Below are 20,965 nucleotides of genomic sequence, written 5' to 3'. Positions count from 1 at the left end.
GCGCTCGATGATCAGCGCTCGGTGGTCGGCGCTAGGTGATCGGGAAGTCGAAGTAGGTGTCGGGGTACGGCTCGTCGGTCAGGACGTAGTGCCACCACTCGCGCTCGTACCTGGCGAACCCGCTCGTCTCCATGATCGAGCACAGCGCGATCCGGTTCCCGGCCTCCTCGGTCGACACGCCTGGGGCGCCGTGGTGGGATCGCGGGTCCATGAGGTCGTGCCCGCCGCCCATCGGCGCGAGCTCCTCGGTGTCGAGGCGGTAGAGCGTGAGGTCGACGGCGCTCCCGCGGCTGTGGCCCGAGCGGGGGGCGACGTACCCGTTCGTGAACATCGCCGCCCGGTCGATGTTCGGGTAGAAGCGCGCCTTCGTCCGCCCGTCCTCGGGCTGCGTCGACCACTCGAGGAACCGGTCCACCGCCCGCTGCGGCCGGTAGCCGTCCCACAGCAGGAGGCCGAAGCCGAGGTCCGCGGCACGCCGCTGCGCCACGAGGAGCCCGTCGGCGAGCGCCTCCGAGCCCACGATCCGGTTGACCTCGTAGCCCTCCACCGGCGTGCCGGTGAAGTTGTCCCACGTGGCGTACTTCGCGTCCCAGCGGACGCCCGTCAGGACCTCGTCCAGGTACACGAAACCCGCGTCCACCCTCATCGCCCCATCGCCGAGGAGAGGCAGCGGTCGACCAGCTCGGGCCCGTCGATGCCGGCCGCCGCCATCATCCGTGGGTACCGGCTGTAGGAGGTGAAGCCGGGCAGCGTGTTGACCTCGTTCAGCACGACGCTGCCGTCGTCCAGCAGGAACATGTCGACGCGCGCGAGCCCCGAGCAGCCGAGCGCCGAGTAGATGTCGGTGGCCGTGGCCCGGATGCGGTCACGCTGCTCGTCGGACACGGGAGCCGGAATGGTGATGACCGCGTTCTCGGAGCCCTGCTCCGGGTCGGTCTCCTGGTGGATGCGGAAGATCCCGTGGGACAGCTCGATCCGGTCCACCTCGCCGACGACGAGGTCCGATCCGCTCCCGAGCACCGCGCAGCCCACCTCGGTCCCGGGGACCGCCTGCTCGACGAGGACCTTCGCGTCGAACCGCCGGGCGTCCCGGATCGCCTCGTCGAGCCGGTCGGGACCGTCCACCTTGCTGACGCCGAACGACGACCCGGATCGGGCCGGCTTGACGAAGACGGGGTACTCGAGCTCGTCGAGCGGGACCGGGTCGGCCTCGGTGACCACCCGGAACTCCGGAGTCGCGATCCCTGCGCCGCGGGCGACGACGTAGGCGAGCGACTTGTCCATGCAGATCGCCGAGCTCTGCACATCGCAGCCGACGTAGGGGATCCCGGAGAGCTCGAGCAGGCCCTGCACCGCGCCGTCCTCGCCGAACCGTCCGTGCAGGACCGGGAACACGGCGTCGAGCCGCACCGCCCGCCACCCGCCGCCGTCCTCGACGAGGAGGCCGTGCGTCGACCGGTCCGGAGAGATGACGGCCGGGCGGCAGTCGCCGTCCTCCCACGCAGGACCCGGGCGCTCGCAGGTCATCCAGACGCCCGAGCGCGTGATCCCGACGTAGATCGCGTCGTAGCCCGCCTCGTCGACCGATGCCGCGATCTCCATCGCCGACTTCACCGAGACGTCGTGCTCCTCCGAGCACCCGCCGAACAGGACGGCGATCGTCGAGCGCGCCATCAGGCCCGGCTCCGCTCGAAGTCGAGGCAGCTCGCGAGCGTCCGGTCGACGATCTCGTGCAGCGTGCCGGTGGTGCGGTAGGCGGCGTGCGGCGTGATGGTCACGTCGGGATGCCGGAGGAGTCGCGACCGGAACCGGTCGACGGTCCGGATCCCCGGCGCCCCGGGTGGCGTCGGTTCGTCCTCGCCCTCCAGCACGTCGAGCGCCGCGCCGCCGAGGTGCCCGCCCTCCAGCGCGCCGATGAGCGCCTCGGTGTCGACCAACCCGCCCCGGCCGGTGTTGACGAGCACCGCCCCGGGCCGCATCGCCGCGAGCTGCTCGCGCCCGATGAGGTGTCGGGTGCGGGGCTCGAGGGGGAGGTGCAGCGTGACGACGTCGCTCTGGCGCAGCAGCACGTCGAGCGGGACGAACTCCGCTGCTTCCGCGGGATGTGGACGGTTGGTGTGCGCCAGCACCCGGCACCCGAACGGCTGCAGCCGCCGGACCACGGCCCGGCCGATGTTGCCGACGCCGACGACGCCGACGGTCAGGTCGCCGAGGTCGCGCCCCCGGACGGTGCCGGGACCTGCACCCCGGGCCGCGGCGCACATGAGCGCGGGGGCGCGACGCACCGCCATCAGGATCAGCATCAGCGTGAAGTCGGCGACCCCGTCGGGCGAGTACATCACGTTGCGGACCGTCAGGCCGAGCTCGTCCGCGACCGCCAGGTCGATGTGGTCGACGCCGATGCTCCGCGTGGTCACGAGCTCCACGCCGGCGGTGGCGAGCGCGCGGAGCGTCGTCCCGTCCAGCACCGACGTGTGGCCGACGCTGATGCAGCGGTCGGCGGCGACGGAGGCGATGCCGGCGTCCGCCACCGGCGCCGAGGTGGTCGTCACCACCATCCCGTGGCGCGACGCGAGGTGGTGGAAGAGGTCGGCTTCGTCGGCGTCACACCCGTAGGCCGTGACCCGCGCGGGTCGTCGGCGGACGGTGGTCGCCGCTGCTGGTCGGAGGTCGATCACGACCTCATCGAACGGGAGTTGGTGTTGCCGCCCCGTATGCCGATCCCGATACGCCCCCGATATGCGGCTGCGCCGGACTCAGCCGGCCGCCGCACCGCCGTGCAGGGCGATCAGGGGCCGGTCGCGAGCTCGAGGAGCTCGGCGCGTGCGCCCTCGATGTAGTCGCCGGCCTCGGGGTAGCTCGGGCCCTGGCGGTCGACGTTGACGCACCGGACCTCGGCGATGCCGAGGAAGCCGAGGATGAGACGGAGGTACGGCTCCTGCATGTCGAGGGCAGCAGTGGGCGTGCCGGGGCGGTAGTCGCTGCCGCGTGCGCTCACGACGACGGCGCGGCGCGCCGGCACGAGGCCCGCGGGTCCGTCGGGTCCGAACGTGATGGTCCGACCGGCCTTCGTCACGTGGTCGATCCACGCCTTGAGGCTCGACGGGATCGAGAAGTTCCACATCGGTGCGCCGATCACGAGCTCATCGGCTGCGAGGAGGTCCTCGATGAGGTCGTTGCTCCGGGCGAGGACCAGGTGGTGGAGGTCGGTGTGGTCGTCCGGCTCGGTGAACCAGGCGCCCATCTCGGTGGCGTTGAGGTGGGGGAGGTTCAGGCGCGGCAGGTCGTGGCGCAGCACGGTCGCCCCCGGGCGCGCAGCGGCCCAGGCCTCGGCGTAGGCCGCCGTGAGGAGGTTGGTGACGCTGCCCGCGCGCGGGCTCGAGTCCACCTGCAGCAGGACCGGTGTCGACCGGAGCGGGTCGACCGCACCCGCGTCGGACGTGTCGGCGATGACCGAGGACATGGCGACTCCAGGAGACGAGGAGCGGCCCAGCTCCGGCTGACGGTGGGCGGATCGTACCGACTGAGTGACGAACAGGTCACCCATCGATCGCGAGGTCCTCCTCACGTCTCTGCACGTCTGGAGGAACCACGACGCAGCTCGACCCGCCTCCTCGGCGGACCCGCTGCGACGGCGCGCCTCAGGGCGACGCCGCCGCCCCCGCAGGCCCGGTCGAGCCCGGTCCGGCGCCGACCCACTCGGCCAGCTCGATCGTGACGCCCTCGGGCCCCTCGAAGAAGCGCAGCTTCCGGCTCACGAAGTCGAGCTCGTCGTTCATCGGCTGCACGCCCACCGACTCGAGGTGGGCCGTGGCGGCCGCCAGGTCGTCCACCCGGAGGGCGAGGTGGTTCATGCCGCGCCTCGTGAGGTTGGAGGGCACCGCTCCCGCCGGATCGAGTCCCTCGTCGTCGGTGAAGTGGAGGAGCTGGATCTCGAAGCGAGGCTCGGCGCCGCGGAGGGCGAGCGTGACGTGGTCGGCCCGCATGTCGGGCATCCCCATGTAGGCGGCCGGCGCCCCACCGTCGATCGATGCGTCGTGGTCGCGCTGGAACCCGAAGTGGCCCAGCAGGGCGACCGCAGCATCGACGTCGCGCACCGAGATCGTGATGTGGTCCGGGTTGCGTCCCCACGACGGTGCCGGCGCGTCGGTCATGGAGCGGAACGTACTACCCCCGTACGCGGCGCATCGTTCCGCTCGGCATCCGCGTTACACCCGAGCCGGGTGTTTCACGAACACCTACTGCTCCCGTTTCCATCGTTCATATCTCGGGTAGTGGGCCGTTGTTCCGACAACAGGAGGTCAATGACATGACGATCGGAGCTGCGTTGCTGGTCATCGTCGTGGGTGTGCTCATCGCACTGCTCGCGAGCCCGACCATCGGGTGGATCGTGGCAGCGATCGGGCTCGTGGGCCTCGTCATCGCCGCCATCACGACGAGCTCGGGGCGCCGAGCCCGGATCTGATCCCGGCTGTGATCCCTCGGACAACGACGTCCGGGGGGTCACGGTGCTCGGGCGCGGCGGTGCGAACGCATCGCCTCACCCGCAGCCGACACGGTGCCGCATCCCGAGATCGGGGTGCGGCACCGTCGCGTCGGGACGCACGGGACCCCTCGGACGGCGCCGTTGCAGCGGTGCGGCCGCTCGCCGCCGCGAAGCGACGAGCGGCCGGTGCGTGCGCCTCCCTCCACCGTCGACGCCCCAGCGTCGGCTGCTGGCACCGACCGTGACGTTGGGCGGCCTCGCACGAGCAGAGCTCGCCGGCGCACGCCGCCGGTGTACCCGCCGGCGCCCGACCATGTCGCGGATCCACCGGTCGAGGTCGTCAGGTCGGAGTGTGACGACGCCAGGCCCGGACGATCCGAGGCGCCCGACGCGCCAGGGTCATGTTCCTCGCCATCGCAGGTTCGCGTCATCTCATTCCGGCGGCTCGCTCGCGTCCATGCTCGTGAATTCAGCGAGGACCGGCGGGATCGCATTTCGAAGAAATCCGTAGGAATCGCTTCCGGGGTCACGGGGAAGGAGGGTCGCCGCGAGGGACTTCGATGCGCTGTGGAGGAGAACGATGACGATTCGACGAGGGCACCGGAACGCCGGCGCCCGGGTGGGTGCGGTGGCAGTGGTGTCGATCGGGGTGGCGCTCCTGGCGCTCGCCCTCGGCTCGACCGCGCCGGTCGGGGCCACCGGCACGATCTCGGTCGACAAGACGGCGGTGCCCTACGAGGGTGACTGCGTGCCGACCGCCATGGGGCGGCTGGCGTGGACCTACGACGTGGACTCGACCGCCGACCACTTCCGTCTCAGCATCCACAACCCGTCGACCCTCTGCGACGCCGTCGACGCGACCGCGGTGATCTACGAGATGCCGGTCGACGGTTCGTGGCCGCAGCGCCTCGCCGCGACCGAGGGCGTGACGATCCGTGAGGCCTCGACCACCGTGATCACGTTCACCAAGGACTGCCAGCCGGCGCAGTTCGACGTGGTGACCGGCGCGACGCCTGATGTGATCGACGTCAGCGGCGCGCACCACGGCCCGCTGCTCTTCCCCGGTGCGCTCGACACCTCGGAACAGCACCACGCGCCGGGGTGCACGACGACGACCACCGTGTCGCCGACGTCGACCGAGGCACCGACCTCGACCACTGCGCCGTCCTCGACCACCACGACCTCGTCGACGTCGTCGACGACCAGCACGTCGATCGCATCGGTGGCCGGTGCGACGACGAGCAGCACGATGCCAGCGGTCGCCGGCGCCTCCGTCGAGCAGGGCGCGACCTCGAACGGGTCGCCCGAGGTGCTCGGCGCCACGGCGACCCGCAGCAGCGGCAGTGCCCTTGCCCTGACCGGCAGCGACGCTGCGGCCATCGGTGGCGCCGGGCTGCTCCTGCTCGCCGTGGGCGTCGCTGCGGTCGCCCTCGCCCGCCGCCGGCGGGAGGGCCTCGCGTAGCACGAGATCGCCGAGATCGGGCGGGCCGCCACGAGCAACGGCGCTCGGTCGTGCGGGACACCTGTGGGCGGCGCCGGTCCCGAGCGGGCCGGCGCCGCCCTGGCGTCAGCGACCGGCGGCGCCCTGGGCGCCGAGCAGGGCCGCCAGCTCGGTGGCACGACCTTCAGGGGCGCGGACGACCAGTCTGCGGCCGCCTGCATCGACGAGAAGGTTGAACGAGAAGAACGAGCAGCACGACGTCTCCGCCTCGACCAGGTCGACGACCGCCCGCAGGTCGACGGCGTCGGGGATCTCGATCAGCGCCTGCGTGCCCGGACCGAGGTGGACGTCGCACCGGCGCACCAGCTGGTGCCAGTCGTCGAGCCGTGCGGACAGCTCCGCCCGTCCCAGCGTGCAGGCGTCGACGTCGGGCCGGTCCGCCGCGTCGGAGATCCTCATCGTGCCCATGGGTGAACCGTACGCCTCCGACCCGGGATCGACGTCGAGGTCGGGCGGTCGATCCATCGGCGTCCCGGCCGGCCTGCCGATGCAGAGGGACCGGTCAGGCGGGCAGCGGCTCGGGCCGGCCCAGGAAGTAGCCCTGGACGAGGTCGACCCCGTCGGCCCGGAGCAGCTCGAGCGTCGCCTCGTCCTCGACGCCCTCGGCCACGGTCCGCACGCCGAGGTGGCTGGCGAGCGCGATGACGGCTCGGACGATCGGGCGGTTGCGGTCGTCGGAGAGCATGTTGCGGACGAACTCGCGGTCGATCTTGAGGAAGTCGACGGGGAACCGGCGGAGCTGCAGGAGGCCGTTGAAGCCGGTGCCGAAGTCGTCGAGCGCGAAGCGGCAGCCCACGGCCGCGAGGTGCTCGGCGAAGTAGAGGGCGGCGTCGGCGTCGGCGATGATCGCCGACTCGGTGATCTCGAACACGATCTGCGCCGGATCGACGTCGCTCGTCGAGATCAGCCGGCCGATCTCCTCGGCGAACCCGTCGGTGCGCAGCGAGACGGGGGACAGGTTGAGCTCGACCGACACGCCGTACCGCGAGTGGCGCAGCGCCTCCACCACGACGTAGCGATCGAGGTCGACCACGAGGCCCGTGCGCTCTGCGACCGGCAGGAACACGTCCGGCAGCACGATGCCGGTGGGTCCGGGGAGGCGCACGAGGACCTCTCGCTGGACGGTGCGCCCGGTGGCGGCGTCGACGATCGGCTGCGCGTAGAGAGGGAGGGTGCGGTGCTCGATCGCCAGCCGCAGCTGTCGCTCCACCGTCCGGTCGGCCGATCTGCGGCCACGCCGGCCGGTGCCGTCGAGCTCCGGGAAGACGGCCGTGACGAAACCACGGAGCACGCCGTCGACGCGCCAGGCCACCAGCTGCACCCGGGCGTCCAGCGCCGGCCCGTCGTCGGTGCGGAACGCCACGTGCCCCGACCATGCGCCCTCCGACGCGGCGGTCGCCTCGGCGTCCAGGTCGCGCTCGCCGACGAGGAGCATCCCGTACGGCTGGCCGACGGCGTCGCTCTCGGTCCACCCGAAGAGGCGCGTGGCTGCGTCGTTCCAGCTGACGATGCGGCCGTCCAGGGCACGGCCGACCAATGCGATGTCGAGCTGGTCCACGAGGTGCTCATCGACGTCGGGTCGTGCCTCCTGATCCAACCAGGCCAAGCGACGTCCCATGAGAACACCTCTCCGTACTCGGTCGCCCCGATCCGTGATACCCGTGCCGAGCGGCGATCGGATCACGCCGCCTCCGAATTGAGCCGCAGGGCCCACGACGAAGGGCCCGCAGGTCGGCCGGCTTGGGTCGGGCGGCCCTCGTGCGACCCGGCTCGCGACCTCCCCCGGGCAGCAGTACGTGACCCGCCGCCCCGATCGCCCTCGAGGGCCACACGCGTCCCCACGGACTGAGCAGGGGGCACGGCGGGTACGACCCTCGCGGCAGCGCCCCAGCCGGGGGTGGCTGCGACGAGGAGCGAACACATGGCTGGAAACGAGTCAGGACCCGAGGCCGGCCTCAGCGGCGTCGTCGAGGACGTCAAGGGCAAGGCCAAGGAGGTCGTCGGCGAGGTCGTCGGCAACGACGCGATGAAGGACGAGGGCGAGGCCCAGCAGGACAAGGCGTCGGCCGATCGCGAGGTCGCGGCGAAGGAAGCGGCGGCGGAGAAGGCCCGGGCCGAGGCGGATGCCGCCGAGGCCGAGCAGCGCGCGGCCCAGCACCGATAGCACCGGTCGGAGCGGTCGCCGGTCGGGCACCCTCGTGAGCGGGCTCGGCCGGCGGCTCCGTCGAGCGGACGACCGCGCCACCGACGCGGTCGGTCGCGGGCGGTCCACCGCGTGGGGACGGGCGCTGGAGTGGTCGAGCCACACGGCTCGGGGCGGCAGCGCGTGGTTCGCAGTGGCCGCGGCGTCGGTCGCGCTCGGGAAGGACCGGCGTCGGTCTGCGGTCGCGCTCGGTGCCTGGGCAGCCGCGGAGTCGTCGGGTCTGGCCGTGAAGTGGGCGTTCCGCCGTCGGCGACCGCCGTCGTCGGATCCTGCGCAACCGTCGTCGCCGTCGTTCCCGTCGACCCACGCCGCCGGCGGCGTCGCGTTCGCCGTCACGTACGCCGACCGGTCGCTCGTCGACCTCGCTGTCGCGGGCCTTGCCCTGGCGGTGGCCGGCGGTCGGGTGGTCCAGCGCGACCACTACGTCGGCGACGTGATCGGTGGGACGGTGCTCGGCGCGGTGATCGGCAGCGTCGGGCGGCGACTCGCCCGATGAGCACGGAACCTGACGGTGGTGCCGCAGCGTCGGGGTGACCGGAACGACGGGTCCGGCGCCGCAGCACCTGATCCCGCTGTACCCGTTCGAGCGGCCGGCACACCCGTCGACGTCCGACCGGACCGCGCCCCCGGCCCCGCGCCGACGCTGACTGACGCTCGGAGGAGCGGGTAAGGCGCCTGAGTGACGTTCAACGGTCTGGTCCGACGCCTGAAGGCCCTCCGCCCTCGGGTCCAATCCGCGTTCATCGTGTACCTCCGGCCGGGGGGCAACCCGGTCGATGACGTCGATCCGTCGGTCGCGATCTCCGACGTCACCTCGCCGGCCGACCCGATGCTCGAGGAGATCACGGTCCCGTGGCAGCGTGAGCGGGCACGGAAGGAGCTGGCCGCCGGCGCGTGGGACATCGTCGTCGCGGTGAAGGACGGCGAGCCCGTCGGTCGGATCTGGGAGACGTGGACGAGCGAGCGCCCCCGCTTCTCCGGCGTCCCGAGGGTGCGCCTCTCCGGTGACGAGGTCCTGATGTTCGACCTCTTCGTCGCCAAGGGCCACCGTCGCGGCAACGTCGCCATGACGATGGCGAGCTACTTCTTCGACAAGTACGGCGAGGACTCCGGCACCGACGTCCGGTACGTCTACGGGTTCATCGACTACGAGAACGCCCCGTCGATCCTGTGGCACCACTCGATCGGGTTCAACGTCGTGCAGACGATCAACTACGTGTCGATCGGCGAGCGCATCAAATGGAAGGTGCCCTTCAGCGACGTGCCCCGGTTCGGACCCATGTCCCGCCGGGGCCGGCACACCGATCCCGACGTGGAGCTGTTCGGGACCCAGCTGATGCCGCAGTGACGGCCGGGACCGGGCCCACGGGCCGACCCGTCGAGGACCTCATGCGCCGCGGATCTGCTCGGCGAGCCGCGTGATCGCCGCGGGCGTGCGCGCGCCCCACCAGAACAGGTCCTGGCCGTCGACCCGGATCACCGGTGCGAGGTCGCGCAGCTCGTCGAGGTGCCGATCGCTGAACCGGTACGGCTCGCTCGGCACGAGCACGACGTCGGGCCGCTCGTGGTGCACGGCGTCGAGCTCCGTGGGGTCGTAGCGCCCGCCGGCGGTCGGCACGACCGCGACGCCGATCCGCTCCAGCAGCGACGCGCCGTAGGTTCCCCGACCCAACCGCATCCACGGGCGACGCCAGATCGGCACGAAGGCGCGTAGCTCGGTGCGGCGCGGCTGCGGGAGCGGTGCCAGCGGCCCTGGTTCGACGCCGAGGGCGTCGGCGAGAGCGGGGAGCTGCGCCGCGACGTCGTCGACGGACCGGATCGCGAGGACGTGCACCGGTACGCCGGCGGCGACGAGCACGTCGTGGTCCTCCAGGCGGTTCTCCTCCTCGTCCAGCACCACCAGGTCGGGACGGAACCCGGCGATCTCCTCGAGGTCCGGGTTCTTCGTGCCGCCGACCGTGGGCAGGTCGGGCTGCTCGCAGAACCGGGTGCAGGCGACCGGCGTGACGCCCCAGGCCCGCAGCGTCTCGGTCGCGGACGGCACCAGGCTCACGATGCGCATCGCGTCAGGTTCGCAGAGCAGCCGGGCGCGCGACGAGCGCGACCTCTGGCCGCCACGCTGCGCTCGTTACCATCCCGGGATGCCGGCCGAGGAGACCGTCGACGACGGACCGACGCCGGCGATCGCCGCCGCCCATCGGGAGGCGATGCGCAGCGGCGCACCGATGTACCTCGACCCCGAGACCGGGCTGTTCGTGATGACCGCGGCCGCCCTGGCCGAGCGGGGCCACTGCTGCGGGAGCGGCTGCCGCCACTGCCCGTACCCGGCCGACGAGCGGCGGCGGGCCGGCCGTCCCGGGAGCTGAGGGCCCCGCTTGGTGGCGCGGTGGCGAGTTCCCGTAGCGTGGCGCCCGTGAGCTCTGTCCCGGCCGTCGAAGTCGGCTCCTCCCCGGGGACGTCCGCTTCCCGCTGTCCCGTCGACCACGCCGCGCCCGCCGAGGCCTCGGCGACCGGCGCCTGCCCCGTCCAGCACGACGCGATCCCGGTCCAGCGGTCCAGGGCCGACCTGGTCGTCCGCAAGGTGCTGCGGATCAAGGAGCGTCCGCCCGGCGTGTCGGCCGCATCGGCCTACGCCACCTTCCAGCGGTCGATGCTGATCTCGGCGACCCGCTGCACCCTGACCTACGTGATCTTCCCGTTCGTCCTGCCGGCGATCGGCATCGTGTCGGGCGTCGGTCCGATCCTCGGCGTGGTCATCGGCGTCATCGCCATGACGTGCGACGTGTTCACGATCCGCCGGTTCTTCCAGGTCGACCACCGCTGGCGGTGGCAGGTGTCGGCCATCGCGGTGTGCGTGATCGGGCTGCTGACCGTCCTCCTCGTGGAGGACGTCGCCCACCTGGTCACCAACGGCCCCTTCGGCTGACGGCCCGCGTCAGCACCGGGTCAGCACAGCCCGTCGAGGAGCTCCACGACGCGGTCGCGGATCTCGTCGCGGATCGGCCGGACCCGCTCGATCGGGAGCCCGGCCGGATCGGGGACCGGCCAGTCGACGTAGCGGGTCCCCGGCACGTACGGGCACGTGTCGCCGCAGCCCATGGTGACCACGACGTCGGCCGCTGCGAGCTGCGCATCCGTCCAGCGCCGGGGTGACCCGGCGGTGATGTCGATGCCGACCTCGGCCATCGCCTGCGCGGCGACCGGGTTGATCGCGTCCGCCGGCTCGCTCCCGCCGCTGTAGGCGATCGCACGCCCCTCGGCGAGGTGGCGGAACCAACCGAGGGCCATCTGCGAGCGCCCGGCGTTGTGGATGCAGAGGAACAGGACGGCGGGTCGGTCGCTCATCGGGTCGTCCTCGGACGGAGGTAGCGGTCGAGGGCGATGGCGAGCCCCGCACCGAGGACCTGCGCGGCGATGAACGCCGGCGCAGAGCCGGGGGCGATGCCGGAGAACGTGTCGGTGGCGGTGCGGGCGATCGTCACCGCCGGGTTGGCGAAGCTCGTCGACGACGTGAACCAGTAGGCCGCGGCGATGTAGGCGCCGACCGCGAACGCGACGGTCTGCGCTCGCGGCGACCGGACCACGCCGAGGATCACGGTGATCAGCCCGAACGTGGCGACGACCTCGGCGAGGTAGAGGCCCGACGACGCCCGCTCGTGGGTGGACCAGCCGACGGCGGGGAGCTCGAACATGAGGTTGGCGACGACCGCTCCCGTGATGGCGCCGGCGACCTGGACGGCCGCCTCCAGCCCGCCGTGGCCGGGTCGGAGGTCGCCGTCGAGGACCGCCGTGGCCGAGACGAGCGGGTTGAACCGGGCCCCGGAGACGTGGCCGAACGCGAGGATCAGCGCGATCAGGCCGGCGCCGGTCGCGGCCGCGTTCTCCAGCAGCTGCAACCCGGCGTCGGCGGAGGCGCGCTCGGCAGCGATGCCCGACCCGACCACGATGGCGACGAGGAGCGCAGTGCCGGTGAACTCGGCGACCAGGCGGCGGCCCAGCGATGTGTCAGGGACACCGAGCTCCAGCTCGGTGCCGAGGGCGGCGTCGGCCACCTCAGCAGCAGCGGGCCGACGACTCGGGGGCGGAGCCGCAGCACATGGCGTCGCCGCCCGGCTCGACCTCCCGCAGCTGGCCCGCAGGCATCTCGGCGTCGGCGAGGACGGTGTAGATCTCCCACGGCTCGCCGTCGGGGCCGTCGGTCCAGACCTTGTCCTGCACCGCGAAGCAGCACGACACCTCGTCCTCGGTCGCGGTCCCGAGGCCCTGACCCGCCAGGCGAGCGGTCGCGGCGGACACGTCGTCGGTGGTGGCCACCTCGACGCCGAGGTGGTTGAGCGAGCCGGGCTCGCCCGTGCCCTCGATCAGCACCAGCTTGAGCGGCGGGTCGGCGACGGCGAAGTTGGCGTAGCCGTCGCGCACCTTGGCCGGTTCGGCATCGAAGAGCTTCGAGTAGAAATCGATCGCCTCGGCGAGGTCCGAGACGTTGAGTGCGAGCTGGACCCGTGACATGGGGGAGCCTCCTCCGTACACTGATCGACATGTGTCGATGCATCGAGGATCGCCGATGCATCGATGGATGTCAATACGTTCTCGTCGACGGAGCGAACCGCGGACGGTGTGACCCACCGACGGTGCGACCCGCAGCGGCGGGACGGCGGGACGGTCGGGACGTGAGCTCACGAGGTTCGGAGGTCGACGTGGCGCAACGCCAGGAGCACGTGGCGACGATCGGCGCAGCCGACTGCTGCCCCTCGGTGCTCGCCGCACCGTTGTCGGAGGACGACGCCGAGCGGCTCGCCCGCCGCTTCGCCGCACTGTCGGACCCGGTCCGGCTGCGGCTGCTCAGCCTGATCGCCGCTGCGGACGAGGTGTGCGCCTGCGATCTCGTCGAGCCGGTCGGCCGGTCCCAGCCCACGGTCAGCCACCACACCAAGCTGCTGGCCGACGCCGGCCTCATCGTCGGAGAGAAGCGCGGCCGGTGGACGTGGTGGCGGATCGTGCCCGAGGCGGCGGGCGAGCTGCGCGACGCGCTCGGCTGACGGCGGTCCGGCCGGCGTCAGGCCCCTCGCGCGGTCAGCCCGCCCGTTCGAACGCGGCGGCGATGCGGTGCACCGTCCTCCACGTCCGCGTCGTGATGCCGGTGCCGAACGTGCGCTCCATGAGCGCCATCACCTCCGGCGTCCGCGACCGGCTGGCGTCGACGAGGAAGAACACCGCCTGACGCTCGACCGCCAGCACCTCGAAGCCATCGCCCGCCGACGGGAGGCGGTGGCCCGTCGGGGGACGGCGCTTGAGGAACGTGACGTTGCACCGCGCCGTCGGGCCGTCGTCGTGGCCGTCGAACACCGGCAGGGCGGCGATCCCGTCGATCTGCCGCCGGCTGCGGACGATGGTCGAGCACCGCGAGCCGAGGTGGTCCCGGAGCGCCGCCTCGATGCGGCGCTCCAGTGCGGCCCGGTCGTCGACGCTCCGGAACACGTAGTTGCCGCTCGAGATGACGGCCCGCACGTCGTCCAGCCCGGCGCGCTCGAGCACCCCCACGAGCACCTCGTTCCGCATCTTCGGGTTGCCGGGTCCGATGCCACGGAGCAGGGCGACGTGCTGCACGTCCGCACGGTACGCACCCGGCGGAGAGGCCCGCTCGCACGGGCGGGTCCGACCTCGCTCGCTTCGACCTCGTAGGATCCTGCGGTCCGACCGCGTGACGAGCCAGGGGGGCTTCATGACGGCGCAGGTTCCGCTGACCGACTACCTCGTGCTGGGCGACGAGCCGCACCTGGTCGCCCACGAGTGCGACTCGTGCGGTGCCCGCTACTTCGATCGCCGCAACGCCTGCGCCCGGTGCTCCGGCACCGCGTTCCACGACGTCGACGTGGCGACCACCGGCGAGGTCCGCACGTTCACCATCGTGTCCTTCGCCGCACCCGGCGTCCCGGTGCCGTTCGTGGCCGCGGTCGTCGACTGCGACGGGACGAGCGTGCGGGGCAACCTGATCAACGTGGAGCCCGACGCCGACCACGTGCACACGGGGATGAAGGTGCGCCTGGCGACGTACTCGCTGGGCCAGGACGACGAGGGGACCGAGGCCGTGGGCTTCGGGTTCGAGCCGATCGAGGGAGCAGCCTGATGAGCAGCATCGACCCGCACTCCATCTGGATCCTCGGGATCACGATGACGAAGTTCGGCAAGCGGCCCGACGACGACACCGTCGACCTCGCGTCGGAGGCGGCGCTCGGCGCACTGACCGACGGCGGCGTGACGATGGCCGACATGGGCGTGATCGCGGCCGGCAACCTCATGGGCGGCGCGATGCCCATCGGTCAGATGGTGCAGAAGCAGGTCGGCCAGACCGGCATCCCCGTGTTCAACGTCGCCAACGCCTGCGCGACGGGAGCCACCGCGATCCGCACGGTCGTGATGGCGCTCAAGGCGGGCGAGGCCGACATGGGCCTCGCCGTCGGCGTCGAGAAGCTGGCGGGCGCCGGGCTGCTGGCCGGTGGGTCGCGGAAGTCCGACTCGAACACCTGGGAGCCCTCCGGCCGCTACGGCGCGGTGGCGCCCGTCGACGGCCGGATCGGCACCGAGACGATGCCGGGCGTCTTCGCCCAGATCGGCATGGAGTACGGCCACCGGTACGGCGGCACCAGCTTCGAGCTGTTCGCGCGGATCTCCGAGAAGAACCACGCCAACTCCACGCTCAACCCGCTCGCGGCCTACACGAAGGCCATGAGCCTCGAGCAGATCATGGGCGACATCATGATCGCCTACCCGAACACCCGGCCCATGTGCTCGGCGAACTGCGACGGGGCTGCCGCTGCGGTGCTCGTGACCGGCGAGGCGCTCGGCCGGCTGTCGGCCGAGCAGCAGCGTCGGGCGGTCAAGGTGTCGGCGTCCGTGCTCACCACCGACCCGTGGGAGGAGGCCTGCCAGGTCCTGCCCGACGTGAACACCCTGACCCGGAACGCGGCCACCCAGGCCTACGAAGCGGCCGGCGTCGGCCCCGACGACCTGGACCTCGTCGAGCTGCACGACTGCTTCGCCACGGCGGAGCTCGTCCACTACGACAACCTCGGCCTCTGCGAGCCGGGGGGAGCGGTCGACTTCTTCGAGTCGGGCGGCCCGTTCCGCGACGGCACCACGCCGGTCAACGTGTCCGGCGGGCTCGAGTCGAAGGGCCACCCGATCGCAGCCACGGGCATCGCCAACGTCTGGGAGATCTGCCACCACCTCCGCGGCGAGGCCGGCGACCGCCAGATCCCCGACGCCAAGGTCGGGCTGGCCCACGTCATCGGGCTCGGGTCCGCCTGCGGCGTCCACATCCTCGAGCGCGCCGCCGCCTGAGCCACGGTCGCCCCGGAGGACTACGTCAGCCGGCTGGGTCGGGCGCCCGCCTGCGCACCTTCACGATCACCGCGAGGGCGCCGGGGTCGGGCCGGCGCAGCACGGCGGCGAGGCCGCAGTTGAGCAGCTGGCGCTTGAGCTCGGCCGACGCGTCGACCGCCGACAGGCACCGGCCGCAGCCGTCGAAGCGCAGCGCCGCCAGGCGGAGCGCCTCGATCCCGGCCGGCTCCAGCTGCTCGATCGACCCGAGGTCGAGCACGGTCACGACATCGGCCGGAGGCGGCCGCAGGCGCCGGAGCGTGCGTGCCGCGTCGCCACCCGCATCGGGCGTGGCGCCGACGAGGCTGCGCCCGTCGCCCCGCAGCCGGGAGGGGGACAGCGGGTGGCCGAGGCGGAGGCGGAGCGCGGGCGGCATCCGCGCCGGAGCCGGTCGGAACGGCCGGATCCGCCCCGGGCGGGGAACGGAGGGGATCGTCGAGCTCGTGAGGCGTTCGGGGCGGCGCATCCGTCGCCGTGCGGGCGGGTCGGTCACCGGTCGCTCGCGACCGAGGGGGCGAGGTGGAGGCCCGCGCGAGGTCGACGCTGATCGGCGGGTGATCGGTCGGCGTGCTGCATGCGCCGGGCGCTACCCCGGTGCGGTCGTCGCCAGACCAGCGCGAGGTGGAGATGGGCCGATCGACCCGTGTCGGGGCGCCGGGCGCGCGCCCGGGTCAGGGGATCAGTCGCGCGCTCCTCTGGGCCGGCGGCTCGAGAGCCGCTGTTCCAGCTCGAGGATGCGAGCGACCGACTGCGGCGGGTGCCCCTCGCCGGCGAGCCGGAGCCCGACTTCGAACAGCTCGAGGTCGTGACGTGAGTAGCGGCGCTGGTTGCCGGACGGGCGAGCGCTGACGATCGCCAGCGCATCGCCCAACCGGCGCAGCGTCTGATCATCGGTGCCGAGCAGGTCCGCGGCGACCGCCATCGTGTAGAGCGGTTCGCCCGGATCGTCGAGTCGATCGGCGAGCGAGCGGCCCGGCGGCCCACCCTCTGACCCGGTGGCGTCCTGGCCGCCGGCAGGGGCGCTGCGTCGCTCGCTCATCCGATCGTGGCGGTCAGCCGCCGGCGGTCTCGTGGACCTGGCCGGACTCGACGGCGATGGCGCGGGCGTCGCCCTGGCCGGGGTGGCGGACGTCGATCCGGCGCGGCTTGGCCGATTCGCTCAGCGGGATCCGCAGCGTGAGCACGCCGTCGTGGTACTCGGCGTCGACGTGGTCGACGTCGAGGACGTCGCCCAGCATGAGCCGGCGGGTGACCGTCGAGTCCATCCGCTCCCGGATGAGGTAGCGCGCGCCCTCGGGAGCGGCGAAGCGCCTGCGGGCGTTGAGGCGGAGCTCGCCGCGCTCGATCTGCAGGTCGAGCGAGTCGGGGTCCACGCCGGGCAGGTCGAACTGCACGGTCACGACGTCGCCGAGGCGGTACGCGTCCATGGCGGCGCCCATGGGCGCCCCCGACTGGTCCGGAAGGCGGTCCCACTGCCGGAACGGATCGGTTCGCATCAGCATCTTCACACCTCCAGTTCGAGAGGAAAGCTGTCGGTGTTAGATGATAAACCTCTCGATCGCCATCGACAACCCTTTGGTCGCATGACAGGAAGACGGGAGACGACGATCTCGGGTCGAAGCGTCGATGGCCGGGTAGGAGCCCGATGTCCGAGGTTCACCCCAGGTCCCAGGAGCACTGATCCATGCCCACCACGAAGAAGCGCACCACCACGTCGTCCCGCACCCGCAGGGCGGCCCGTCCGACCACCAAGTCGAAGCGACCCGGCTCGTCGGTCCCGGAGCTGTCGGACGACGCCTCGAACCAGACCGTGGCGATCCTCCAGAACCGGTTGGTGGCGCTGCTCGACCTGCAGCTGACGCTCAAGCACGTGCACTGGAACGTCACCGGACCGAACTTCATCGCGATCCACGAGATGCTGGATCCCCAGGTGCTCGCCGTGCGTGCGATGAGCGACGCACTCGCGGAGCGGATCGCCACGTGCGGCGGGACACCGCTCGGCACGCCCGGCGCGATCGTCGAGGGACGGACGTGGGACGACTACTCGATCGGTCGTGCCACCACCGACGAGCACCTCCAAGAGCTCGACCGCGTGTACCAGGGCGTCATCGGCGACCACCGCACGGCGATCGACGAGCTCGAGGACCTCGACCCGGTGAGCGAGGACCTCGTGACGGGTCAGGCCGGTGAGCTCGAGCTGTTCGGCTGGTTCGTCCGCTCGCACCTCGGCCGCTGACAGCCGCCGGCGCCCACGGTCACGGCAGCTCCACGGTGGTGGTCACGTCCACCACCGTGGGGCGACGTGGCGTGGAGCTGAAGCCGAACCGCACCGGGGGCCACACGTCGGCCAGCGTGCCGAGGTCCGTCCCGCCCCACGCGGCTCGGACCGCGGTCAGGCGCCGCTGATCCGTCGCGCCGTACCACTCTCGTCGGCCCCCGCCGGCGCTGCCCCTCGTGCGAACGCCGCGCAGCAAAGACCTCGCCGCAGGATCGATCGCCGCGCACCACGCCGGCGACGTGGCCAGGCGGTCGGGGACCAGCCGCAGCAGGTGGCCGAGCGCGGTGCGATCGCCCACGTCGAGGCGGAGCTCGAGCGGCCCGGCCGAGCACGAGATCGCGGACCCGTCCCTCGCCGCGTCGATCTCGACCACCTCCACCCGGTCGAACCGGTAGGTCTCGGACACGAACGTGGCCACGGCGTCGTCCGGTGCGAGCAGCGTGCGGACCCCGTCGGGGTCCTCGGCCATCACGTCCGCGAACGGTCCGAACGGCGACGAGGTCCAGCGGCCGAGCACGAACCGGTGCCCGCTCGTCGTGCCGACGCCGCTGATGTCTCCGGAGAACCGCCACCGCACGTCGGGCGGTCTACCTCATGGGGCGATCTGCCCGGGCGGCGAGCCGCCGTGCCGAGGTCCCACGGGTCGGGACGGGGACTGCCGTCGGTGCGGATCGAGGTTGTCGACGTGCGACTACATTGCGTCGGACGGGAGAGGAAGCCGGTCCCATGGCGGCCGATCCCGGCTGCGACCGACCGTGCCGGCGTCAGCCACGTCGGCACGGTCGGCACGAACGAACAGGCCCTTTCGGGATCCGATCCCAGGAGAGGTCGCCGCTCCCGGTCCGCTCCGAGCGGACCGGGAGCGCTGCGACCGCCTGTCGACGGAGCGATCGTCCGCCTGCGGAACGGCCAGGGCGGTGCGGTGCAATGATCCACGTCCGATGTCGAGTGGCCCGGTGACCGACCCCACGCCCCGGCGACCCGGACCGCGGCGAGCGGCGGGGATGCCCAGCGGACCCGATGAGGTCCGCCGCGCGGTGCTCCACGCGGCCGCCGTGCTGTTCGCCGAGGAGGGCGTCGGCGAGGTCGCGCTCCGCGACATCGCCGAGCGGGCGCAGGTGAACCTCGGGCTCATCAACCGCTACATCGGCACCCGCGACGACCTCATCCGGGCGGTGTTCGCCGACCTGACCGAGCAGCTGGTGGCGGAGATCCACGAGACGCCGACCGGGCCCCGGGGCTTCGAGCCCGACACCGTCATGGGGCGCTGGACCCGGGTGCTGGCGCACCTCGTGATCGTCGATCCCGACGCGGCGATCGAGATCGGTGCGCGGCCCGTCCGCGAGATGACGTCCGTGATCGAGGACGTGTACGGCCAGGACGCGGACGCAGCGCGCCTGCGGTCCGCCCAGTTCATGGCGTCGGCCATCGGCTGGCGCTTGTTCGAGACCTACCTCATCCGCGCCGCGGAGCTGGACGACGTCCCGCTCGGAGCGCTGCGCGAGGAGCTGGTCCGCAGCCACCGTCGCCTGGCGGCGACGCCGCTGCCGTCGCCGCCCGACCCGCCGACCAGGAGCTGATCGACGGGTCGGGGGCGAGGTCGGTCAGACCCGGTCCTCGACGATGTCGCGACCGTGGATGGTGAGCGCCCAGATGACGGCCACGTCGAGGGCGATGATCACGATCGACCAGATCGGGTAGTACGGCAGCCACAGGAAGTTCGCGATCGCCGAGATCGCGGCCACGATGACGCCGATCGTCCGGGCGGCGACGTTCCCGTAGAAGATGCCGATGCCCGAGAAGAACACGACGATGCCGGCGATCAGGTGGATCCAGCCCCACGTCGTGACGTCGAACTGGAAGACCCACTCCTGGCCGACGACGAAGAACTCGTCCTCGAAGAGGGCCACCAGCCCGGCGACGACGTGGAACACGCCGATGACGATCAGGATGATGCCGGCGAAGGCTTCGTAGCCCACCGCCCAGCTGCTGCGTTGCGTTTCCATGAGGTCCCCTTCCGACCCACTGTCCGCCCCTGAGCGGGCGCCCGGAGGCGGTCGGGCTGGTGCCCATCCCCGAACGTAGACGTCTGCCTACGTCGGGGTCGTGGATCCTTGCCCCGCGGGTCGGCATCGGCGATCGTTCCTGCGTGGGGCGACGCCGGAAGCGCAGCGGTCCGGGCAGGACGCGACGCCTCCTCGCCGTGCTGGCGCTGCTCGTGCCGCTCGCCGCCTGCGGCGGTCGCGACGCGTCCGACACCGCAGCATCGATGGTCCCGTGCGGCGGGGCCGCGACCGAGCGCTACGCCGAGCTCCCCGGTGTTCCCGCCGAGCTGACCAGCCTCGACGTCCACCGACCGGCCGCGGTCGACGGCGTGTGCTCGGACCGGCCGCTCGTCGTCTGGGTGCACGGCGGGGGCTGGACGGGAGGCGACAAGTCCGACCACATCGACGACAAGGTCCGCCTGTTCACCGGAGCAGGGTTCGTGTTCGCCAGCGTCAACTACCGGCTCACCGACCCCGCGACCCTCCCGCCCGCACCGCAGTTCCCGGTGCATGACGCGGACGTCGCCGCAGCGATCGGCTGGCTGATCGACCACGCCCGGGAGCTCGGCACCGACAGGGCTCGGGTCGCGGTGCTCGGACACAGCGCCGGCGGAGGCATCGTCGCCGCCGTCGCCACGGACCCCCGCTTCCTCGGCGCCCACGACCTCGGGCTCGATGCGCTGCGGTGCGCCGGTTCGATCGACGGGGAGGGCTACGACATCACCGCCGGCGCCACCCACCCCGAGCCCTTCGTCCACGACGTCTACCTCGACGCCTTCGGCGACGACCCTGCGACGTGGGCCGAGGCGTCACCGGTGCGCCACGTCAGCGCCGGTCGGGGCATCCCCGGCTTCTTCATCGCGGCTCGAGGCCCTGACATGCGGCTCGACCTCCATGCCGGCTTCGCCGAGGCGCTCCGATCCGCCGGGGTGCCCGTGACGGTCGTCGACGCGGCGACGCTCGACCACGCCGAGGTCTCGGTCGACATCGGTGCACCGGGCGACACGGTGGTCACGCCGCCGCTGATGGAGTTCCTGGCCGCCTGCTTCGAGCACGATCGACGGTGAGGAGC

Annotated in this window: 30 protein-coding genes; 13 read left to right on the top strand and 17 right to left on the bottom strand. The window is 72.3% G+C overall.

Annotated features, from left to right (window positions below; genetic code table 11):
* Positions 1-31 precede the first annotated feature (31 nt).
* From vanX to LH044_RS08530, 5 genes are all read right to left on the bottom strand, one after another.
* On the bottom strand, positions 32-646 hold the full coding sequence (vanX, locus tag LH044_RS08550) for a D-Ala-D-Ala dipeptidase VanX (RefSeq protein WP_374210569.1): 615 nt from the start codon (positions 644-646) through the stop codon (positions 32-34).
* Positions 643-1,674 (bottom strand): D-alanine--(R)-lactate ligase, encoded by a 1,032-nt coding sequence (gene vanA / locus LH044_RS08545; RefSeq protein ID WP_227759608.1) that lies wholly within the window; start codon positions 1,672-1,674, stop codon positions 643-645. The genes vanX and vanA overlap by 4 nt, the downstream gene beginning before the upstream one ends.
* Positions 1,674-2,678, bottom strand: a complete 1,005-nt coding sequence (locus LH044_RS08540; protein WP_227759607.1) for an NAD(P)-dependent oxidoreductase — start codon at positions 2,676-2,678, stop codon at positions 1,674-1,676. Before LH044_RS08540 ends, vanA begins: the two co-directional genes overlap by 1 nt.
* Positions 2,679-2,788: 110 nt before the next feature.
* Positions 2,789-3,463 carry an FMN-dependent NADH-azoreductase gene (locus LH044_RS08535; protein WP_227759606.1) on the bottom strand — a complete coding sequence of 225 codons (675 nt, stop codon included), beginning with the start codon at positions 3,461-3,463 and terminating at the stop codon, positions 2,789-2,791.
* A 178-nt stretch (positions 3,464-3,641) separates the two neighbouring features.
* Positions 3,642-4,154 (bottom strand): VOC family protein, encoded by a 513-nt coding sequence (locus LH044_RS08530; protein WP_227759605.1) that lies wholly within the window; start codon positions 4,152-4,154, stop codon positions 3,642-3,644.
* A gap of 155 nt (positions 4,155-4,309) precedes the next feature.
* On the opposite strand from LH044_RS08530, the gene LH044_RS08525 reads away from it, so the two are divergent.
* Together LH044_RS08525 and LH044_RS08520 are read left to right on the top strand one after the other, a co-directional pair.
* Positions 4,310-4,465, top strand: a complete 156-nt coding sequence (locus LH044_RS08525) for a hypothetical protein (RefSeq protein ID WP_227759604.1) — start codon at positions 4,310-4,312, stop codon at positions 4,463-4,465.
* Between the two features lie 601 nt (positions 4,466-5,066).
* Positions 5,067-5,948 (top strand): hypothetical protein, encoded by an 882-nt coding sequence (locus LH044_RS08520; protein ID WP_227759603.1) that lies wholly within the window; start codon positions 5,067-5,069, stop codon positions 5,946-5,948.
* A gap of 105 nt (positions 5,949-6,053) precedes the next feature.
* Here LH044_RS08520 and LH044_RS08515 read toward each other — a convergent pair whose 3' ends face one another.
* The gene (locus tag LH044_RS08515) at positions 6,054-6,395 is read right to left on the bottom strand and encodes a hypothetical protein (protein WP_227759602.1); all 342 of its coding nucleotides are present in this window, start codon (positions 6,393-6,395) and stop codon (positions 6,054-6,056) included.
* Between the two features lie 94 nt (positions 6,396-6,489).
* Positions 6,490-7,605 carry a sensor domain-containing phosphodiesterase gene (locus LH044_RS08510; RefSeq protein ID WP_227759601.1) on the bottom strand — a complete coding sequence of 372 codons (1,116 nt, stop codon included), beginning with the start codon at positions 7,603-7,605 and terminating at the stop codon, positions 6,490-6,492.
* Positions 7,606-7,908: 303 nt separating this feature from the next.
* Between LH044_RS08510 and mbp1 the strand changes: the two genes are divergently transcribed.
* From mbp1 to LH044_RS08495, 3 genes are all read left to right on the top strand, one after another.
* Positions 7,909-8,151 carry a microaggregate-binding protein 1 gene (gene mbp1, locus LH044_RS08505; protein ID WP_227759600.1) on the top strand — a complete coding sequence of 81 codons (243 nt, stop codon included), beginning with the start codon at positions 7,909-7,911 and terminating at the stop codon, positions 8,149-8,151.
* Positions 8,152-8,185: 34 nt separating this feature from the next.
* Complete coding sequence (locus LH044_RS08500) at positions 8,186-8,686, top strand: phosphatase PAP2 family protein (RefSeq protein ID WP_227759599.1); 501 nt, start codon at positions 8,186-8,188, stop codon at positions 8,684-8,686.
* Positions 8,687-8,869: 183 nt separating this feature from the next.
* On the top strand, positions 8,870-9,538 hold the full coding sequence (locus LH044_RS08495; RefSeq protein ID WP_227759598.1) for a GNAT family N-acetyltransferase: 669 nt from the start codon (positions 8,870-8,872) through the stop codon (positions 9,536-9,538).
* A 39-nt stretch (positions 9,539-9,577) separates the two neighbouring features.
* Here LH044_RS08495 and LH044_RS08490 read toward each other — a convergent pair whose 3' ends face one another.
* On the bottom strand, positions 9,578-10,252 hold the full coding sequence (locus tag LH044_RS08490) for a helical backbone metal receptor (RefSeq protein WP_227759597.1): 675 nt from the start codon (positions 10,250-10,252) through the stop codon (positions 9,578-9,580).
* A gap of 79 nt (positions 10,253-10,331) precedes the next feature.
* On the opposite strand from LH044_RS08490, the gene LH044_RS08485 reads away from it, so the two are divergent.
* Together LH044_RS08485 and LH044_RS08480 are read left to right on the top strand one after the other, a co-directional pair.
* The gene (locus LH044_RS08485) at positions 10,332-10,556 is read left to right on the top strand and encodes a C1orf53 family protein (protein WP_227759596.1); all 225 of its coding nucleotides are present in this window, start codon (positions 10,332-10,334) and stop codon (positions 10,554-10,556) included.
* Between the two features lie 47 nt (positions 10,557-10,603).
* Positions 10,604-11,116, top strand: coding sequence for a hypothetical protein (locus tag LH044_RS08480; RefSeq protein WP_227759595.1), 513 nt, complete (start codon positions 10,604-10,606; stop codon positions 11,114-11,116).
* Between the two features lie 20 nt (positions 11,117-11,136).
* Here the strand turns inward: LH044_RS08480 and LH044_RS08475 are convergent, their stop codons facing one another.
* The 3 genes from LH044_RS08475 to LH044_RS08465 are packed head-to-tail and all read right to left on the bottom strand — an operon-like array spanning position 11,137 to position 12,699.
* On the bottom strand, positions 11,137-11,535 hold the full coding sequence (locus LH044_RS08475; RefSeq protein WP_227759594.1) for an arsenate reductase ArsC: 399 nt from the start codon (positions 11,533-11,535) through the stop codon (positions 11,137-11,139).
* On the bottom strand, positions 11,532-12,242 hold the full coding sequence (locus LH044_RS08470; RefSeq protein ID WP_227759593.1) for an aquaporin: 711 nt from the start codon (positions 12,240-12,242) through the stop codon (positions 11,532-11,534). The genes LH044_RS08475 and LH044_RS08470 overlap by 4 nt, the downstream gene beginning before the upstream one ends.
* 1 nt (position 12,243) lies before the next feature.
* Entirely contained in the window at positions 12,244-12,699 is a 456-nt protein-coding gene (locus LH044_RS08465; RefSeq protein ID WP_227759592.1) for an ArsI/CadI family heavy metal resistance metalloenzyme, read from the bottom strand.
* 161 nt (positions 12,700-12,860) lie between these two features.
* Between LH044_RS08465 and LH044_RS08460 the strand changes: the two genes are divergently transcribed.
* Positions 12,861-13,229, top strand: a complete 369-nt coding sequence (locus tag LH044_RS08460; RefSeq protein ID WP_227759591.1) for an ArsR/SmtB family transcription factor — start codon at positions 12,861-12,863, stop codon at positions 13,227-13,229.
* A gap of 34 nt (positions 13,230-13,263) precedes the next feature.
* Here the strand turns inward: LH044_RS08460 and LH044_RS08455 are convergent, their stop codons facing one another.
* Positions 13,264-13,797, bottom strand: a complete 534-nt coding sequence (locus LH044_RS08455; protein WP_227759590.1) for a DUF1697 domain-containing protein — start codon at positions 13,795-13,797, stop codon at positions 13,264-13,266.
* Positions 13,798-13,912: 115 nt separating this feature from the next.
* Here LH044_RS08455 and LH044_RS08450 point away from each other — a divergent pair, with 115 nt between their 5' ends.
* Both LH044_RS08450 and LH044_RS08445 read left to right on the top strand, forming a co-directional pair.
* Positions 13,913-14,317: a Zn-ribbon domain-containing OB-fold protein gene (locus LH044_RS08450; protein WP_227759589.1), complete on the top strand. Its 405-nt coding sequence runs from the start codon at positions 13,913-13,915 to the stop codon at positions 14,315-14,317.
* Entirely contained in the window at positions 14,317-15,531 is a 1,215-nt protein-coding gene (locus LH044_RS08445) for a thiolase family protein (RefSeq protein WP_227759588.1), read from the top strand. Before LH044_RS08450 ends, LH044_RS08445 begins: the two co-directional genes overlap by 1 nt.
* 25 nt (positions 15,532-15,556) lie before the next feature.
* On the opposite strand, the gene LH044_RS08440 is transcribed toward LH044_RS08445, so the two are convergent.
* The 3 genes from LH044_RS08440 to LH044_RS08430 form a co-directional block, all read right to left on the bottom strand.
* Entirely contained in the window at positions 15,557-15,946 is a 390-nt protein-coding gene (locus LH044_RS08440; RefSeq protein ID WP_227759587.1) for a hypothetical protein, read from the bottom strand.
* 303 nt (positions 15,947-16,249) lie between these two features.
* Complete coding sequence (locus tag LH044_RS08435; protein WP_227759586.1) at positions 16,250-16,609, bottom strand: MerR family transcriptional regulator; 360 nt, start codon at positions 16,607-16,609, stop codon at positions 16,250-16,252.
* Between the two features lie 13 nt (positions 16,610-16,622).
* Complete coding sequence (locus LH044_RS08430) at positions 16,623-17,072, bottom strand: Hsp20/alpha crystallin family protein (RefSeq protein ID WP_227759585.1); 450 nt, start codon at positions 17,070-17,072, stop codon at positions 16,623-16,625.
* Positions 17,073-17,254: 182 nt separating this feature from the next.
* Between LH044_RS08430 and dps the strand changes: the two genes are divergently transcribed.
* On the top strand, positions 17,255-17,806 hold the full coding sequence (dps, locus tag LH044_RS08425; RefSeq protein ID WP_227759584.1) for a DNA starvation/stationary phase protection protein Dps: 552 nt from the start codon (positions 17,255-17,257) through the stop codon (positions 17,804-17,806).
* 19 nt (positions 17,807-17,825) lie between these two features.
* Here dps and LH044_RS08420 read toward each other — a convergent pair whose 3' ends face one another.
* Positions 17,826-18,425 carry a hypothetical protein gene (locus LH044_RS08420; RefSeq protein WP_227759583.1) on the bottom strand — a complete coding sequence of 200 codons (600 nt, stop codon included), beginning with the start codon at positions 18,423-18,425 and terminating at the stop codon, positions 17,826-17,828.
* 427 nt (positions 18,426-18,852) lie between these two features.
* On the opposite strand from LH044_RS08420, the gene LH044_RS08415 reads away from it, so the two are divergent.
* Entirely contained in the window at positions 18,853-19,428 is a 576-nt protein-coding gene (locus LH044_RS08415) for a TetR/AcrR family transcriptional regulator (RefSeq protein WP_227759582.1), read from the top strand.
* Positions 19,429-19,452: 24 nt separating this feature from the next.
* On the opposite strand, the gene LH044_RS08410 is transcribed toward LH044_RS08415, so the two are convergent.
* A complete protein-coding gene (locus LH044_RS08410; RefSeq protein WP_227759581.1) occupies positions 19,453-19,854 on the bottom strand; it encodes a DUF7144 family membrane protein in 402 nt (133 codons plus the stop codon).
* A gap of 143 nt (positions 19,855-19,997) precedes the next feature.
* Here LH044_RS08410 and LH044_RS08405 point away from each other — a divergent pair, with 143 nt between their 5' ends.
* Positions 19,998-20,960, top strand: coding sequence for an alpha/beta hydrolase (locus LH044_RS08405; RefSeq protein WP_227759580.1), 963 nt, complete (start codon positions 19,998-20,000; stop codon positions 20,958-20,960).
* The last annotated feature ends 5 nt before the right edge of the window (positions 20,961-20,965 follow it).

It is taken from the genome of Dermatobacter hominis (assembly GCF_020715685.1).
GTDB lineage: Bacteria > Actinomycetota > Acidimicrobiia > Acidimicrobiales > Microtrichaceae > Dermatobacter > Dermatobacter hominis.
The sequence above is the reverse complement of the archived record's forward strand: the minus strand, read 5'-3'. Positions and strand labels throughout refer to the sequence as shown.